The sequence below is a fragment of the Mechercharimyces mesophilus genome (assembly GCF_059818345.1).
The window spans coordinates 92,967-106,981 of the sequence record NZ_JCBAPH010000001.1; the positions used below are offsets into that span (position 1 = coordinate 92,967).

The 14,015-nt window shown below is 45.1% G+C and carries 15 protein-coding genes and 2 pseudogenes; 13 read left to right on the top strand and 4 right to left on the bottom strand.

All coding sequences use genetic code 11. The annotated features are described in order from the left end of the window. The first annotated feature begins 121 nt into the window (after positions 1-121). Positions 122-1,543 (top strand): dihydrolipoyl dehydrogenase family protein, encoded by a 1,422-nt coding sequence (locus AC6RGY_RS00570; protein ID WP_499858835.1) that lies wholly within the window; start codon positions 122-124, stop codon positions 1,541-1,543. Between the two features lie 194 nt (positions 1,544-1,737). On the opposite strand, the gene AC6RGY_RS00575 is transcribed toward AC6RGY_RS00570, so the two are convergent. Next, positions 1,738-1,863, bottom strand: a complete 126-nt coding sequence (locus tag AC6RGY_RS00575; protein WP_499858837.1) for a hypothetical protein — start codon at positions 1,861-1,863, stop codon at positions 1,738-1,740. A 190-nt stretch (positions 1,864-2,053) separates the two neighbouring features. Between AC6RGY_RS00575 and AC6RGY_RS00580 the strand changes: the two genes are divergently transcribed. Then, positions 2,054-2,323 (top strand): hypothetical protein, encoded by a 270-nt coding sequence (locus AC6RGY_RS00580; RefSeq protein ID WP_499858840.1) that lies wholly within the window; start codon positions 2,054-2,056, stop codon positions 2,321-2,323. Positions 2,324-2,386: 63 nt separating this feature from the next. On the opposite strand, the gene AC6RGY_RS00585 is transcribed toward AC6RGY_RS00580, so the two are convergent. Continuing rightward, positions 2,387-2,710 carry a cytochrome C oxidase subunit IV family protein gene (locus AC6RGY_RS00585; RefSeq protein WP_499858841.1) on the bottom strand — a complete coding sequence of 108 codons (324 nt, stop codon included), beginning with the start codon at positions 2,708-2,710 and terminating at the stop codon, positions 2,387-2,389. A gap of 300 nt (positions 2,711-3,010) precedes the next feature. Here AC6RGY_RS00585 and AC6RGY_RS00590 point away from each other — a divergent pair. Beyond that, positions 3,011-4,741: pseudogene (locus AC6RGY_RS00590) on the top strand (SBBP repeat-containing protein); the annotation flags it as partial. A 35-nt stretch (positions 4,742-4,776) separates the two neighbouring features. Here AC6RGY_RS00590 and AC6RGY_RS00595 read toward each other — a convergent pair. Next, positions 4,777-4,914, bottom strand: a pseudogene (locus AC6RGY_RS00595) (glutamine synthetase); the annotation flags it as partial. A gap of 218 nt (positions 4,915-5,132) precedes the next feature. Between AC6RGY_RS00595 and AC6RGY_RS00600 the strand changes: the two are divergent. Continuing rightward, positions 5,133-5,633: a GNAT family N-acetyltransferase gene (locus AC6RGY_RS00600; RefSeq protein ID WP_499858844.1), complete on the top strand. Its 501-nt coding sequence runs from the start codon at positions 5,133-5,135 to the stop codon at positions 5,631-5,633. A 142-nt stretch (positions 5,634-5,775) separates the two neighbouring features. Here AC6RGY_RS00600 and AC6RGY_RS00605 read toward each other — a convergent pair whose 3' ends face one another. Then, complete coding sequence (locus AC6RGY_RS00605; protein WP_499861394.1) at positions 5,776-6,834, bottom strand: isocitrate/isopropylmalate family dehydrogenase; 1,059 nt, start codon at positions 6,832-6,834, stop codon at positions 5,776-5,778. 287 nt (positions 6,835-7,121) lie between these two features. Here AC6RGY_RS00605 and AC6RGY_RS00610 point away from each other — a divergent pair, with 287 nt between their 5' ends. The 9 genes from AC6RGY_RS00610 to AC6RGY_RS00650 all read left to right on the top strand — a co-directional run bounded on the left by AC6RGY_RS00610 (position 7,122) and on the right by AC6RGY_RS00650 (position 13,963). Continuing rightward, a complete protein-coding gene (locus AC6RGY_RS00610; RefSeq protein WP_499858845.1) occupies positions 7,122-7,640 on the top strand; it encodes a DUF948 domain-containing protein in 519 nt (172 codons plus the stop codon). A gap of 14 nt (positions 7,641-7,654) precedes the next feature. Next, positions 7,655-8,053 (top strand): YtxH domain-containing protein, encoded by a 399-nt coding sequence (locus tag AC6RGY_RS00615; protein ID WP_499858846.1) that lies wholly within the window; start codon positions 7,655-7,657, stop codon positions 8,051-8,053. Between the two features lie 72 nt (positions 8,054-8,125). Continuing rightward, a complete protein-coding gene (ytxJ, locus tag AC6RGY_RS00620; protein WP_499858849.1) occupies positions 8,126-8,482 on the top strand; it encodes a bacillithiol system redox-active protein YtxJ in 357 nt (118 codons plus the stop codon). A gap of 44 nt (positions 8,483-8,526) precedes the next feature. Continuing rightward, entirely contained in the window at positions 8,527-9,075 is a 549-nt protein-coding gene (locus AC6RGY_RS00625; protein WP_499858851.1) for an RNA polymerase sigma factor, read from the top strand. Positions 9,076-9,090: 15 nt separating this feature from the next. Beyond that, entirely contained in the window at positions 9,091-9,870 is a 780-nt protein-coding gene (locus AC6RGY_RS00630) for an anti-sigma factor family protein (RefSeq protein ID WP_499858853.1), read from the top strand. 42 nt (positions 9,871-9,912) lie between these two features. Further along, on the top strand, positions 9,913-10,974 hold the full coding sequence (locus tag AC6RGY_RS00635; RefSeq protein ID WP_499858855.1) for a bifunctional 3-deoxy-7-phosphoheptulonate synthase/chorismate mutase: 1,062 nt from the start codon (positions 9,913-9,915) through the stop codon (positions 10,972-10,974). Positions 10,975-11,109: 135 nt separating this feature from the next. After that, positions 11,110-12,159 (top strand): hypothetical protein, encoded by a 1,050-nt coding sequence (locus AC6RGY_RS00640; RefSeq protein ID WP_499858857.1) that lies wholly within the window; start codon positions 11,110-11,112, stop codon positions 12,157-12,159. Positions 12,160-12,205: 46 nt separating this feature from the next. Continuing rightward, the gene (gene ccpA, locus AC6RGY_RS00645) at positions 12,206-13,243 is read left to right on the top strand and encodes a catabolite control protein A (RefSeq protein WP_499858862.1); all 1,038 of its coding nucleotides are present in this window, start codon (positions 12,206-12,208) and stop codon (positions 13,241-13,243) included. A gap of 9 nt (positions 13,244-13,252) precedes the next feature. Further along, the gene (locus AC6RGY_RS00650; RefSeq protein WP_499858864.1) at positions 13,253-13,963 is read left to right on the top strand and encodes a 5'-methylthioadenosine/adenosylhomocysteine nucleosidase; all 711 of its coding nucleotides are present in this window, start codon (positions 13,253-13,255) and stop codon (positions 13,961-13,963) included. Positions 13,964-14,015 lie beyond the last annotated feature (52 nt).

Sequence of the window (14,015 nt, forward strand, 5' to 3'; positions counted from 1 at the left end):
TCCTTCACAAGGAGAGGGGGTTTTCTTTTGTCAGGTGTAAAGATGTAAGCAGCCCTACATTATTGGTGAGATCACCATGATATAATGCTAAGAAAGAGGGTGAACAAGGAGTGAAGCAATAATGAAGAAGTATCAACTCATTGTGATCGGTGGTGGAGCGGGTGGATTGGTTGTTGCAGCTGGTGCTGCTTCGTTCGGGACATCCGTTGCGCTTATAAATAATGGACCACTGGGTGGAGATTGCTTATGGACCGGTTGTGTACCGAGTAAATCGCTGATTCACTCGGCGAAAATCATCGATACGGCGAAGAAAGCAAGTCAATTTCAATTGCAGATGGATGGAGAAGCTGACTTTTCTGTGGCCAAAGCTCGGTTGGAGAAAGCCATCTCCACGATTCAACAGCATGACGATCCCAAACGCTTTGAACAGATGGGAATTGATGTTTACCATAGTAAGGCTACTTTTGTTGGGACCCATGAAGTAGAGGTGGCAGAGGGAGAAGTGCTTTATGGAAAGCGATTGGTGATTGCTACGGGGTCCAGTCCTTTTGTTCCTCCCATACCAGGACTAAAAGAAAGTGGTTACCTCACCAATGAAACCCTTTTTCAGCTAGAGGAAAAACCGACTTCACTCGCTGTGATTGGAGCCGGTCCAATTGGATTAGAATTGGCACAGTCGATGGCGCGCTTCGGGACGAAGGTGACTCTCCTGGAGGCTAGTGAGTCTTTCCTACCACAGGAGGATCAGGAGGTGGTTCCTTACGTCCGACAAGCGATAGAGAAGGAGATGGACGTGTTCCTCGGGGCACAAATCACCCAGGTGGAATCGATGGGTAAAAGGAAGAAGCTAACCTATCAACAGCGGGGGCAGGAACAGAATATAGAGGTGGATGAGATCCTTGTCGCCACCGGTCGAAAGCCGAATACAGCAGGGCTTCAACTGGAGCGAGCGGGATTGCAAACGAATGAGAGGGGGGCACTCTCCGTTAATCATCGACTGCAAACCTCACAGCGTCATATCTATGCCATTGGCGATGTGAATGGACAATACCCCTTTACCCATGCGGCGAACTTAGAGGGGAAAACGGTTATAACGAATGCGGTCTTCGGGGTAAGGCAGCGCATTGGCTATGGCAACCTCCCCTGGGTGATTTACACCGATCCGGAGCTTTTTCATTTAGGTTTAACGGAAGAAGAAGCCAAGGCACAGCAGTTGGATTATCGGGTGTATAAACAAACGTTGGACGACGTGGATCGTTATGTAGCCGATCATGAAACGAATGGAATCATCAAAATTATTACGGATCGCAAAGGGAACATCATGGGCGCCCATGCTGTAGGAGCGAGCATAGGAGAAGTCATGCAAGAAGTCGTATTTGCGAAGCAATATGGACATAAGATCGGTGCGCTCTCTCAAGTGGTTTATCCCTACCCTACTCGGGTTGCTGCTGTTGGGCGTGTGGCGGACCTCTATTGGCGCGAGAAACTCTTTTCTGGCTGGATTCCTAAGCTGACACAAAAATTCGTGAAGTGGTTTCGGTGAAAGAAGTGATTCTTCATGGAGGAATTTTTCGATTGTCGTTCGAACGCTTTCTATGTGAAGTCAAATATCGTGACATGAATAAGCAGTTCCTCACCGTACGACGCTAGCTTAGGATAGTGAGTGGGAAGTGAGGAACTGCTCTCTTCTTCTGATAGAGAATAGGGGTCATAGAAAGAAAAGAAACCTTCGTCTGGCTAGCAACCAAAGACGAACCAAAAAATGGTGGGGATAACCAAGAGGAAAAGGAGCAATCGTTTCCACATGGGAAGAGGTGGCTCAAGATAAGAGGCATTTCCCCCCACTTGCATGGTTGTGTACATGGACATATGAACCTCCTGTATTTATTTTCTCCTTTATACAGTATTCATCTTCCGTAGAAAGTGATTTCCTCAGTATCCTGTATCAGCCCAAGTTCATAAGAATTAGGCTGGCTGGAGGGTAAGTGTCTATGCGAAAGCGGGAGATTTGACATAGTCTGAAAGGAGATCGTAATGAACAGGAGGGGAAAAAATGAATAGAGGACCATCCATGAAAGACCTTGCGAATATGATTAATAATGTGATGGGACAAAATGTATTGTCCGAACAGCAAATGGCGCATATCATGAGCGGAGCAAAAGAAGCATTGGATCGTGGTGGAATGGGGGCGGTAATCGAGTATCTGATGCGGATTACACAAGCGGACGTAGATAAAAATGATTTATTAAAGTTTGCCGAATCAGTTGCCGCCAATCCCAAACTGGGTAAAGACATTTTGGAAGGACGAAGAAAACCAAGATAGTAGAAGACCAAGAAGAATAAAAAGCGCTGCCTCTACGTGAGACGGCGCTTTTTGTTTACCCTCTCACTCGAGAAAAATGGTAGTCGCCAGAATGACCGTTATGGCCACGATGATTCCTGTAAAGATAAAGAGTAATGGAAAGAAACTTCCTTTTTGATCAAGGTGCATAAAAGTAAACAATTGCAACAGGACTTGAATAACCGCCAGCACCAAGATGATCGTAATCAGAGCAGCGGGAGGAAGAACATTCGTGGCAACGAGATAAAAGGCAACAGCGGTTAATACCAACATACTGATGAACGATAGAATGTGCTTGCGTGCATGATCATCTGTCGCAGGCGTCTGGGTGACAGGCTTCGTTGGTGTTGGCTCATGACCTGGTTCCATCGTTAACCCTCCTGACAGCGAAAAGTTAGGGAATACTCTTACTTTTATTATATATGAAAAATTCGTTTTTTTCTATTCGCGGGAGATCATTTATGGAACTCAACTTCCTACATAGTAATAACATAAGAAAAAGAGTTAAAAAAAGGAATGAGGAGTGTAATGGTGTCTCCCATGTGGTCCCCTTCTTTTTTATTAAAACAAGTCGATTGTGGATTGACTACGCTAAATCCTATAGTACAAGGAATGACCCTTACTTTTGAGTCTGGAAGCGTACGGATTGCCCATCGCGGCTCTCCTGATATGTGGCTTTGTTTTCATGGAGCAAGGGAAGGGATTGCTCCGAAAAGAACATGTTTTTCGTTGAATGGAGAAAGCAGACCTTACGTTGAGCAAGTGATCTATGAAAGCGTATGGCCTGGGATCGACCTCCTTTTCTCTATCAATGAAAGTGGTTTGAAGTATGATATTTACCTTGAACCAAGAGCGAAGATAGAGGATATTCGCTTTTCTTATGAGGGAGGAGTACAAAGAACGTTCATTACGGAGGCAGGCGATCTTTGTATTGTAGGAGAATCAACATTCATTACGGAGAAGAAGCCCATTAGCTTTCAATTAAAAGGAAGTGAGAAAGAAGATGTACCAACTTTCTTCCATTTCTATGACGAATCTACCTTTGGATTTTTTGTTGCAGAATACGATGCCTCTCTTCCGCTCGTAATCGATCCGTTTGTTGTTTATTCCACCTTCTTGGGGGGAAGTAGCCTCGATCGTGGAATTAGCATTGCGGTTGATCAGAAAGGAAACGCCTATCTGACTGGGAGAACCGATTCTACCGATTTTCCAGTGTCGACGGGTGCATTTCAGATGTCTTTAGGTGGAGAGAGCAATGCGTTTATCTCAAAGCTTAATGGGTCCGGGTCCTCTCTTTTTTATTCAACATATTTAGGAGGAAGCGGACAATCTTTCGGGTTTGGAATAGAGGTAGATGCCTCGGGTAGCGCTTTTGTGGGAGGTTTGGCTATCACTTCCGATTTTCCTATCACTACAGGGTCTTTTCAAACTCTTTTTCCGGGAGGACCAGAGGCGGGTTTTGTGACAAAATTAAGTTCGACAGGTTCCTCCCTTGAGTACTCCACTTTTTTGGGAGGGAGTTTTGACGATGCGGTTCTCGCCCTCTCTATTGATGAGAAAGGGAGCGCTTATGTAACTGGCTTTACATCTTCGTCTGACTTCCCTATTACATCAGGTGTTTACCAGAGTGTACTGAGAGGCAACTCCAATGTCTTTGTAACCAAATTTGCTCCCACAGGCTCTTCGCTCATTTACTCCACTTTCTTGGGAGGTGGTCTAGATATCGGTAATGGCATTGCAGTGGATACGGGAGGAAATACTTATATTACAGGGCAAACATTGTCAACGAACTTTCCGATTACATCACAAGCATTTCAGACAGTTAATGCGGGAGCATTAGATGCTTTCGTGACAAAATTAAATTCAACAGGGACTTCTCTCATTTACTCGACTTTCCTAGGTGGGAATGGAACAGATATGGGATCGGGAATTGCTGTGGATAGTCGACAGCGTGCCTATATAGGAGGAACGACCAATTCGAGTGACTTTCCTGTGACCTCCAACGCTTTTCAAACTCTTTATGGAGGAGGGATAGCAAATGGGATCGTCACGCGACTAACTGAAGACGGATCGAGGCTTTCCTACTCTACCTATTTAGGTGGAAGTAATTTTGATTTTATCGGATCAAATGAATTTGGGTTAACAACGGGTGGGATTGCACTTGACTCCTCGGGAAGTGCATGGGTAACAGGAACCACCTTGTCAACGAACTTCCCTATTACTAGTGATGCGATTCAAGATCGCCTCTTTGGCGAGACGGACTCTTTTCTCACGCTGATCAGCTTTTCCGGTTCAGGACTATGTTTCTCTACGTATCTTGGTGGAGGGGGAATTGACAGAGGAGCGGATACAGCAGTAGACCCTCTGGAGAGGGTTTATGTCACAGGAGCTACCAACTCCTTTAATTTTCCTTGTACGCCAAACGCCTTTCAGTTTCAGTACGCGGGAGCGACGGATGCGTATGTGGTCAAGTTGGGTTCTGTCACGAATGGTCCTACAGGTCCCACAGGCCCCACAGGCCCCACAGGCCCGAGAGGACCGAGAGGGCCCAGAGGTGCACGTGGACCACAAGGGAGAAGCGAAGGGGAATGGGGTGGGTAGAAAGTAGAAAGAAGAAGGTAGAAAGAAGAAGGTAGAAAGAAGAAGGTAGAAAGAAGAAGGTAGAAAGAAGAAGGTAGAAAGAAACCATGAAGGTATTATTTTTTTAGTAGAATAGGACTAGGATCGAGTTCATGGTACTTTTTAGAAGAGAAAAAGCATAAGGAGATTATGCATAGCGAGGTGTATGTAATTGAGCATTGAAATTCGCTTCGCTGAAGAAAGAGACTTAGCCGGTGTGCAAAAAGTAGCACATGAAGCTTGGCCTGCTACCTATGGTTCCTTTCTACCTGCTGAGGTGATCGAGAAATTTCTCACGACGTTTTATGATAGGAAGCAATTGAAGAAATCGTGGGAAGGGGATGTCGCGCAAAATCCACGCGGTTTTTATGTAGCGATACATGAGCAGGAAGTGATCGGCTATGCACAATTTCAGTCCCTTTCAGATCGAGAAGTGGAGCTTACTAGGATATATATCTTACCTGCCTATCAGAAGCAGGGGATCGGAAGGCGTTTTCTTACTCAGTGGAAAGAAAGAGCGCGAGGAGAGCAACAACTTACGGTTTGGGTGGAGAGCGAAAACCAGATGGGGTGTCGTTTCTATGAAGCATGTGGATTAAAGTGTATGGAGACGGTAGAAGATGATCTTTTCGGCACGAAAACAGAGATGCGAAAGTATCGTCTCGAAAGTTAACTTGGTTCAGTCTTCGCTAAAAATATCTCGGAATCAAGTGAAGATTGGACGCTACCTGATTAGATAAAGTTTGTGCAGGCTTAAACCTATATAGAAAAAGCAAAACCCCTTGTCTCATGAGTGAGACAAGGGGTCGTTTCACTTAGAACCCTTGGAGGGAACTCCATACTTCTAGTTTGGTTTTAATCTTATCAATGACTTCCTTAGTAAACTCGGTTGTGAGTGCATTTCCACCGAGATCAGAGGTGGATGTTCCCTCACGTACGGTTTCAATCGTTGCTTCGTAGATCGCGCGTGAGGCTGCGGGTGCTTTTGGATGGTCAAAATGGGTAAGAAGGGAAGCTACCGCTAGAATCATCGCCATTGGGTTGGCGATATTCTTCCCATAGAGAGAAGGAGCGGTTCCATGAGGAGCTTCTGCCATGATCACTTTCGGATCAAAGGACTCGTCGAAGCTCATAAGAATCGATTCAGCACCTGCGATAGAGCCGAAGAGTTGCAGCACCAGATCACTGAGGCAGTCTCCATCACGGTTGAGAGCTGGAATTACCAATGGCTCTTCCTCGGCGTTAAGTAATAGTGCATAGGTAGCATCGATGAGTTGTGGATCGTAGGGAACGTCTGGATAACGCTTGCTGGCCTCGTCCATTTCTTCTTTAAGCATACCTTCATAGATTGGGCTTACGGTGAACTTCGGTCCACCAAATACTTTTGCACCCATCTTTTGTGCGTGACGGAATGCATATTCGGCCACCGAACGACAGGTTTTGCGATCGATCACCTCGGTCCGATAAGAGACCTCGTTGATTCCTTCGCCATCGCGCCATTCTTTTGCACCATAGGCATCACCCACCGCCATGCGGATAACTGAAATTGGGGCGAAGGTTCCTGCTACGGGCCGTACACCTGGAATGCGGCGTCCAGTACGTACAATGACTTTGCCATCGATCTCTCGCCGTAAGATGGCGTTAGGGCTTCCGATATCTCCCTTTTCTTCAGGGGTAATGGTGGCGGCCTTTAGACCAAACCCATGTTTCTTCATCGCTTCTGCTGCTTCATAGACAACTTTATTTTTCGTTGCCCGCCTATTCTCCAGGCTTAGATCATAAGTATCAAATTGCACATCAAAGCCGATAACATCAGAAGATAACAGACGCAAAGACTCTTCTAAGAGCTCTTGTCCCGTCTGATCCCCATTCATCACGACTATCGTTTTTGTTTCTGACAAATATATCTCTCCTTTCAAGAACAATCCCATTTCGATTAGGAAGGACCGCAACCCTATACAGCTATCTCCCCTATTATAACCATAGAATTGCTCTGCGACTAGGCGCGAAAAATTCAAACATCATTCTTTGAAATGGGGTGTGAAAACTTGTATGATAGAAGAAGATGGAATAGCGATCCTTTCACAAAAAAAAGAAGGAATATTGGGTTTCATATTGCAGAAAAAAGGGTAAATTCAAATAAGAAAGGGGTTAGGGCGTAATGGAGGATCTATCACTTATTGATGTGAGCGTTGCTCTTATTGCAGTTGCATTTGGTATTTTAGTGTTCTTCGTTATTCGTTCATTGAATAAGTTGAACCAGACGATGGTATCTGTTGAGTCAGTACTAAAACAAACAGAAGAAAAAGTAGATGAAGTGGTAACTGAATCGACGCTCACGATGCGTGAAGCCCGTGTCCTGATTACCGATGTGCAAGAAAAGAGCCGTAAGCTGGACTCACTAGTAGACTCATTGGTTGATACAGGAAATACCGTAAGTGAAGTGGCAACAACGGTTGCCAAGGATACACATCAGCAGAGCAAGCGAATGCAAGAGCATGTGGATGCCTTTCTTGCTTCCCTGTCAGATGTAGGGAAGGCAGTAGGCGAAGTGACCACCTCAGTGACGACTGAAACACGACAGCAGAGTAAACGATTAGGTAAGGTGGCCGCATACTTAGGAATGGGTGTCGACATCGTGAATCGCTTTCGTCATCCAGAAAGAAAGCTGAAAAAATAGGAGGAGAGAAGGTTATGAGCGACAAAAATAACTCGATCAATGGCAAAGATTTTATCATCGGTGCGTTAGTCGGTGGAGCGATCGGTGCCGCGGCCGCTGTACTATTGACTCCTAAATCAGGTAGAGAAGTAAGAAGAGAAATTACGCTGGGCTACGAAGGTGCGAAAGAAAAGAGTGTCGAAGTAAAAGATAATGTCATGGGACAGACGGATGATATTGTTAAGAAGCTCGATGAAGCGAAAGAAAAGTTACATGAGGGATGGAGTCAAATTCGCAACTCGATGTCAAATAAGACAGTGGAAATCGCCTCAAAAGCAGAAGGGAAATTGGATGAGGCGAAAGAGGTTGTTGCGGAGGATGGCGTAGAATTAGCGGAGAAACTGGAAGCAAAAGAAGAGAAAAATCACGTTTAGAAGATAAAGATATATGAAAGAGAATTGGGCACCTCAGGTGCTCAGTTTTTTTGACTATAGGAGGATGAAAAGATGTCTCACATAAAAGAAATAAATACCATTGACGACTGGGGTCATTTTTTGCGATTATCTAATGATAAAGATATGCTGTTATTTAAGCATAGTACTGTCTGTCCGATCAGTAGGAGAGCGTATGAAGCTTTTGAAGACTTTTGTCAAACAAAACAGGCTAATCGCTTATCCGCTGGGCTCGTCAAGGTAATTGAAGATCGCGGAGTTTCCAACCAAATAGCGATCGACACAGAAGTGGAGCATGAATCTCCTCAGGTATTGTGGATTGTGGATGAGAAAGTGATTTGGAGTGCTTCTCATCATGCGATTACGAAGGAGCGTTTGCTCGAAGTGACAGCAAAGCAGGAGAAAAGTTAACGGGTTATGTATGGAAATCTCGTTAATGAGAGCAGGAGGTTCTTATGGGGACAGAAGAAACCGGAATCACATCAGAGAACCGGACAGGTACAGATGATTTCTTGGAACGTTTGCTGAAGCATTATCGTTATTTATATCATATAGCTTATCGTCTAACAGGAAATACGGAAGATGCGAAAGACTTGACGCAGGAAACCATGTGGCAGGCCCATCGCAAATCAAATAAATATGTGTATGAAAAGTCGTTAAAAGCGTGGCTACGTACGATGATGACCAACCGCTTTCGCGATCAAAAGCGGAAAAAAAGCTTGAAGATAGTGGCTATGGAAGATGCCTTTGTCTACTCCGAGCCTTCTTCTTCTACTGTGGAAATGTCGGTGGAAGAGCAGGTAGAACAGCGGTTGTTATTGGAAGAGATTCATCGCGAAGTAGACGGTTTGCCCGAAATATATCAAAGAGTGGTTGAGCTTCGCCATTTTCATGGCTATTCTTATACAGAAATTAGTGAAGAACTGGATATCCCAGAAGGAACAGTGAAAACACAATTGTTCCGAGCGAGGAGAATGCTCAAGGATCGACTCTCCAAAAAGTAAGGGGATGACCGATTGATGTCTTGCAGGGAAATGGAACCTTTGATTCAGCGATATGTCGACCAAGAAATCTCGAAGTCTGACAACAAAAAACTAAAAGCTCACGTGCATGTTTGTGCTGAATGCAAACAAGACCTGCAGGAGATGATTGAGCTTGTCCACACCCTCGAAGAGATTCGAAGTGAAAAACAACGTCAAGAGCGCTCTGTTCGCAGTGCGGTACCCAAGTGGGTCATTGTTTCGGCATCCATGATGATGATTGTTTACTTTTTTGTCCCGAAAATGGGTTACGATTCTGATGAACCAAGGCAAATAGCAGAATCTCCCCCCTTATCGACGACGCAGACAGCACAATCAGGTGTAGTCAAAAGTCCCGATCAGGGAGAAGATAAGGTCATGGTGGTAGCCAAACAATCTGAACAATTGCATATCCCGGATGGGGACTCTATCCAAGTGATGGACTCATTCGCATGGCAAGAGGAAGAACAAGCGGAGATTGCTTGGGTCTATCCGAGTGCCGTTTCCACGGTGGTAGAGCAAGAAGCGGCTTGGCATAAACGGGTGAAACGAGTGGTATTTGTTCGTATACCGGATTCTGAGACCTTACGTCTATTGCTTGATGCAGTAGGTCTGGAGGGTACGAATGAAGAGGAGTTGAAGGGCGTAAGCTTTCCGACGTCTGTGATTGTCACAACAGGTCAAAATCCAGAGTGGAGAACTTTTGTTTTTCCAGAAGATAGTCAAGAGATAACGCAGTGGTTCCATAAATTAATGGAAACAAACCCTGCTGTCCATTAAGGGACCATGATTGATTAGAACGAAGAATAGGGGCGTTAAGCAATGAGTGATCACCAGTTAGATAAATTAAGAGAAGGATTGGATCGGATAAATCTAGAATTATTGAAGTTGATGAATGAAAGAGCGGATATCGTCAAAGAGATCGGAGAGATGAAAACACGGCAGGGTGTGATGAAATACGATCCGGTCCGCGAACGGAAAATGCTTGATGAGTTGGTTTCCCATAATGACGGTCCGTTTGATGATGCTATCGTGCGTCATCTGTTTAAGGAGATCTTCAAAGCGTCTCTTAGTTTGCAAGGTGACGAAGAGAAGAAAGCATTGTTGGTAAGTCGTAAACGAAAAGCACTGGATACAGTCGTAACGATTGGTGGAGATCAAATTGGACCTCCTCACAAGACGGTTATTGCTGGTCCCTGCTCCGTTGAATCCAAAGAACAAGTACGTCAAGTGGCCTCCAGTCTCAAAAAAGAAGGCGTTCGCTTTCTGCGAGGAGGAGCTTTTAAACCGCGTACTTCTCCCTACGATTTTCAAGGACTTGGGGAAGAGGGCTTGCAAATTTTGCGGGAAGTTGCAGATGAGTTTGGTTTAAACGTTGTCAGTGAGATCGTTAACCCGAGTGATATTGAGATGGCTACTCAATACGTTGATATCATTCAAATCGGAGCTCGTAACATGCAGAATTTTGACCTTCTCAAAGAGGCGGGTAGGGTAGATACGCCGGTCTTTTTGAAGCGTGGTATGGCTGCGACGATTGAAGAGTTTTTATTTGCAGCGGAGTACATCGTTTCACGAGGGAATACCCAAGTGATTCTATGCGAACGTGGCATCCGCACGTATGAAAAATGGACACGCAATACACTGGACATCTCAGCTGTTCCTATTCTAAAACAAGAAAGCCACTTACCCGTTATTGTAGATATTACCCACTCTACTGGGCGGCGCGATATTCTCTTGCCCATTGCCAAAGCAGCATTGGCATCTGGAGCAGATGGAATTATGGTTGAAGTGCATCCCGATCCGTCTGTCGCATTGTCGGATGCCAATCAACAAATCGATATACCTACCTTTGAAAATTTCTTGTCACAACTTCCACTTGCCTAAATGGCTTGTAGCAAAGGATAGAAGGGCCGCCTGAGCGGTCTTTTTGCCTTTGAGAGAGGGGATTTTAAGATTTTGTCGAATACCGAGGAGAGTTAGAGAGTCTCATTCGGTTAAAATGAGAGGAGTGGAGCAAAATTGCGTGCCATAGAATATTTGGAACAAGCCAATCAGGAAAAATTGTCGCCACGCGAATTGTTTCCCAAATTGGCGGAACATCTTCCCTTTGTGTACGTTGCTTATCAACAACCGGCAACGCGGGAGGAGAAGCCGAAACCATTGGCCGCTCGTGGAAAGGAGCCTGGAAGTAAGCGTCTTGTCCTCTTTACGGATGAACGGGAGGCAAATGAATGGGTTCAAAATCAGCAGCAAGTTTTTGTTCAGCGAAAGGAGACAGCTTTCTATTTAAAGGCGGCCTTCCGTGTGAACTATGAAGGCTTTGCACTTAATCCAGGAAAGCCATCTCGCCTGATAGTAGACCGCTCGCTTATGCACTTGCTTCTCTGTGAATATGCCCTTGTTAAGATGCGTGAATTGGAAGGAGCTTGGATCCCATCACAAAAAGAACGCCTGTTATATGTGGATCTGGGTGAGCAACAACAAGCCATACCTGTTTATTATCATAAAGAAGATGCGCAAAAGGTATGTGAGCAATCAGGTGGAGAGCCACAATTACATAACTGGGAAGAAATACGTAGCCGTTGTTGGGCTTTGGCAGCAGAGGGGCCTATTTTACAATATGGTTTCCCCGAACAGATCGGCTTGCTAGAGAAGCATGTGGATCACCTCTGTGGAAATCAAAAAGAAAATCCCTATCAAAAGTTAGAAGAAGCGATTCGTGCTGGTCAAGGAACAGCGAATGGCTGGGAAATTGGGCAAATGCTCATGAAGATGGAATTTATTTGGGTGATAGTGGATAATAACGGTAATTGCTTGGATTTTGCCTCGCAAGAAAATCAACCCACCTTGGATCTGTTTACGAATTCCAAAGTAGCGGTTCAATTAATGGATCAAGCAAAACAAGAAGGTTGGACTCAGGAGATGTATCCCCGTCTCAAGTCGAGGAAAACCCTTTTTGAAAAGCAAGTTAGTCGCAACCCGGTGATCTGTATTAATCGTGGCTCCAAAGATTCATGGATGAGCACAACGAATGACACATTGCAATCGCTCATGGTGACGCCTTCGTGAGAAGGAGGCCAATAAGACTTGAGAAGAAAGTAAAGGTGTATGGATCATGACAGGAAAGAAAAAAGAAACGATCACCATCTATGACGTTGCTCGTGAAGCCAATGTATCGATGGCAACGGTTTCACGGGTGGTAAACGGAAATCCCAATGTGAAGCCGACGACACGTAAGAAAGTACTGGAGACGATTCGTGTATTGGGTTACCGGCCCAATGCAGTGGCACGTGGACTAGCAAGCAAGCGTACCACCACGGTGGGAGTGGTTATCCCAGATATTTCTCGCTCTTTTTTCTCTGAGATCACACGAGGAATAGAAGACATTGCTACCATGTATCACTACAATATTATCTTATGTAATTCCGATTTAAAAAAAGAGAAGGAATTGCAGTTAATTGAAGCCTTACTGGAGAAGCAGGTAGATGGCTTATTATTTATGGGTAGCGAAGTCACAGATGAACATCGCACGATTTTCTCTGGTTCGCAGGTACCGATTGTGCTGGCCGCTACACAGGATGAGAAAAAGGGTTGGCCATCGGTTAATATGGATCATTTAGAAGCAGCCAAAGAGGCGACGCAATGGTTGCTAGATGAAGGGCATGAACAGGTGGGTATCATCGGAGGCCCATTAACGGAATCGACCAGTGGAATGCAACGTTACCTTGGTTATCGCGAAGCACTTGAGCAGAGTGGTCGCTCTTTCTCTGAGTCCTTGGTCCGTATCGGACAATATCATTATCCTTCGGGCTTGGAAGCGATGCATCACTTGTTAGATACCCATGAGGATTTATCCGCTGTATTTGTTGCGAATGATGAAATGGCCGTCGGCGCCATTCATGCGGTTCAAGATCGTGGAGGGAAAGTGCCTGACGATGTTTCGATTATTGGATTTAATAACACGCCGTTAGCGGAACAAGTACGTCCACAACTGAGCACAGTGGCGGTTCCGATGTATGATATTGGGGCGGTAGCGATGCGGCTGTTGACGAAGTACATGAATGATGAACAAGTAGAAGAGAGCCAGGTGATTTTGCCACACCGGCTGGAACTACGGGAATCGACACGCAAACCATTGAACGAAAGGGGCTAACTGCTAAACATGATTGGGATCATTGGAGCTATGGACGAAGAAATTGCTCGTTTTTTAGCAGATATGAAGACAGAAAACCAGATCGAGATTGCCGGAATCTGTTTTTATCAAGGGATGTTCGCTGACCACTCTGTTGTCCTCTGCAAAAGCGGTGTGGGGAAAGTAAATGCAGCGATCTGCACACAGCTTTTGATTAATCATTTTGCTGTGGAGTCCATCATCTTTACTGGAGTGGCCGGGGCTCTGGATCCCAACCTAGAAATTGGAGACTGTGTGATCTCGACACATTGCCAATACCATGATATTGATGCATCCGCCTTGGGACTCGAGCGAGGACAGATTCCTTTTCAGGAGGTATCCGTTTTTAAAGCAGATCCCTTCTTACTGGAGTGTGCTCGGTTGGCTGGAAAAGCGATTGTGGATGGAAAAGTGGTGGAGGGTAAGGTCTTATCAGGTGATCAATTTATTTCTAGTACGAAGACTGTCTTACAATTATGGAGTCAATTAAAGGGAAGTTGTGTTGAGATGGAAGGCGCGGCGGTGGCGCATGTTTGTCACGCCAATAATGTTCCATTTGTCGTTATTCGCTCAATATCAGACAAAGCTGACCATTCGGCCAATGTTAATTTTGAGGAATTTGTTAGGCTAGCTGCAGATCGCTCGTGTATGATTGTGAACGGTATGTTAGAAAAGTGGGGAAGTAGACAACAACATCGTTAGAGAGAATTTTATCAGGGATGCTTGTCGTATAACTTCATCTTTAAGCGCATGA

Bases quoted from the DNA above. Each gene is read 5' to 3' on its own strand.
- ytxJ (WP_499858849.1), top strand. From the start codon at position 8,126: ATGTCTCACATAAAAGAAATAAATACCATTGACGACTGGGGTCATTTT.
- AC6RGY_RS00570 (WP_499858835.1), top strand. From the start codon at position 122: ATGAAGAAGTATCAACTCATTGTGATCGGTGGTGGAGCGGGTGGATTG.
- AC6RGY_RS00625 (WP_499858851.1), top strand. From the start codon at position 8,527: ATGGGGACAGAAGAAACCGGAATCACATCAGAGAACCGGACAGGTACA.
- ccpA (WP_499858862.1), top strand. From the start codon at position 12,206: ATGACAGGAAAGAAAAAAGAAACGATCACCATCTATGACGTTGCTCGT.
- AC6RGY_RS00580 (WP_499858840.1), top strand. From the start codon at position 2,054: ATGAATAGAGGACCATCCATGAAAGACCTTGCGAATATGATTAATAAT.
- AC6RGY_RS00635 (WP_499858855.1), top strand. From the start codon at position 9,913: ATGAGTGATCACCAGTTAGATAAATTAAGAGAAGGATTGGATCGGATA.
- AC6RGY_RS00630 (WP_499858853.1), top strand. From the start codon at position 9,091: ATGTCTTGCAGGGAAATGGAACCTTTGATTCAGCGATATGTCGACCAA.
- AC6RGY_RS00605 (WP_499861394.1), bottom strand. From the start codon at position 6,834: ATGAATGGGGATCAGACGGGACAAGAGCTCTTAGAAGAGTCTTTGCGT.
- AC6RGY_RS00610 (WP_499858845.1), top strand. From the start codon at position 7,122: ATGGAGGATCTATCACTTATTGATGTGAGCGTTGCTCTTATTGCAGTT.
- AC6RGY_RS00650 (WP_499858864.1), top strand. From the start codon at position 13,253: ATGATTGGGATCATTGGAGCTATGGACGAAGAAATTGCTCGTTTTTTA.
- AC6RGY_RS00615 (WP_499858846.1), top strand. From the start codon at position 7,655: ATGAGCGACAAAAATAACTCGATCAATGGCAAAGATTTTATCATCGGT.
- AC6RGY_RS00575 (WP_499858837.1), bottom strand. From the start codon at position 1,863: ATGTACACAACCATGCAAGTGGGGGGAAATGCCTCTTATCTTGAGCCA.
- AC6RGY_RS00585 (WP_499858841.1), bottom strand. From the start codon at position 2,710: ATGGAACCAGGTCATGAGCCAACACCAACGAAGCCTGTCACCCAGACG.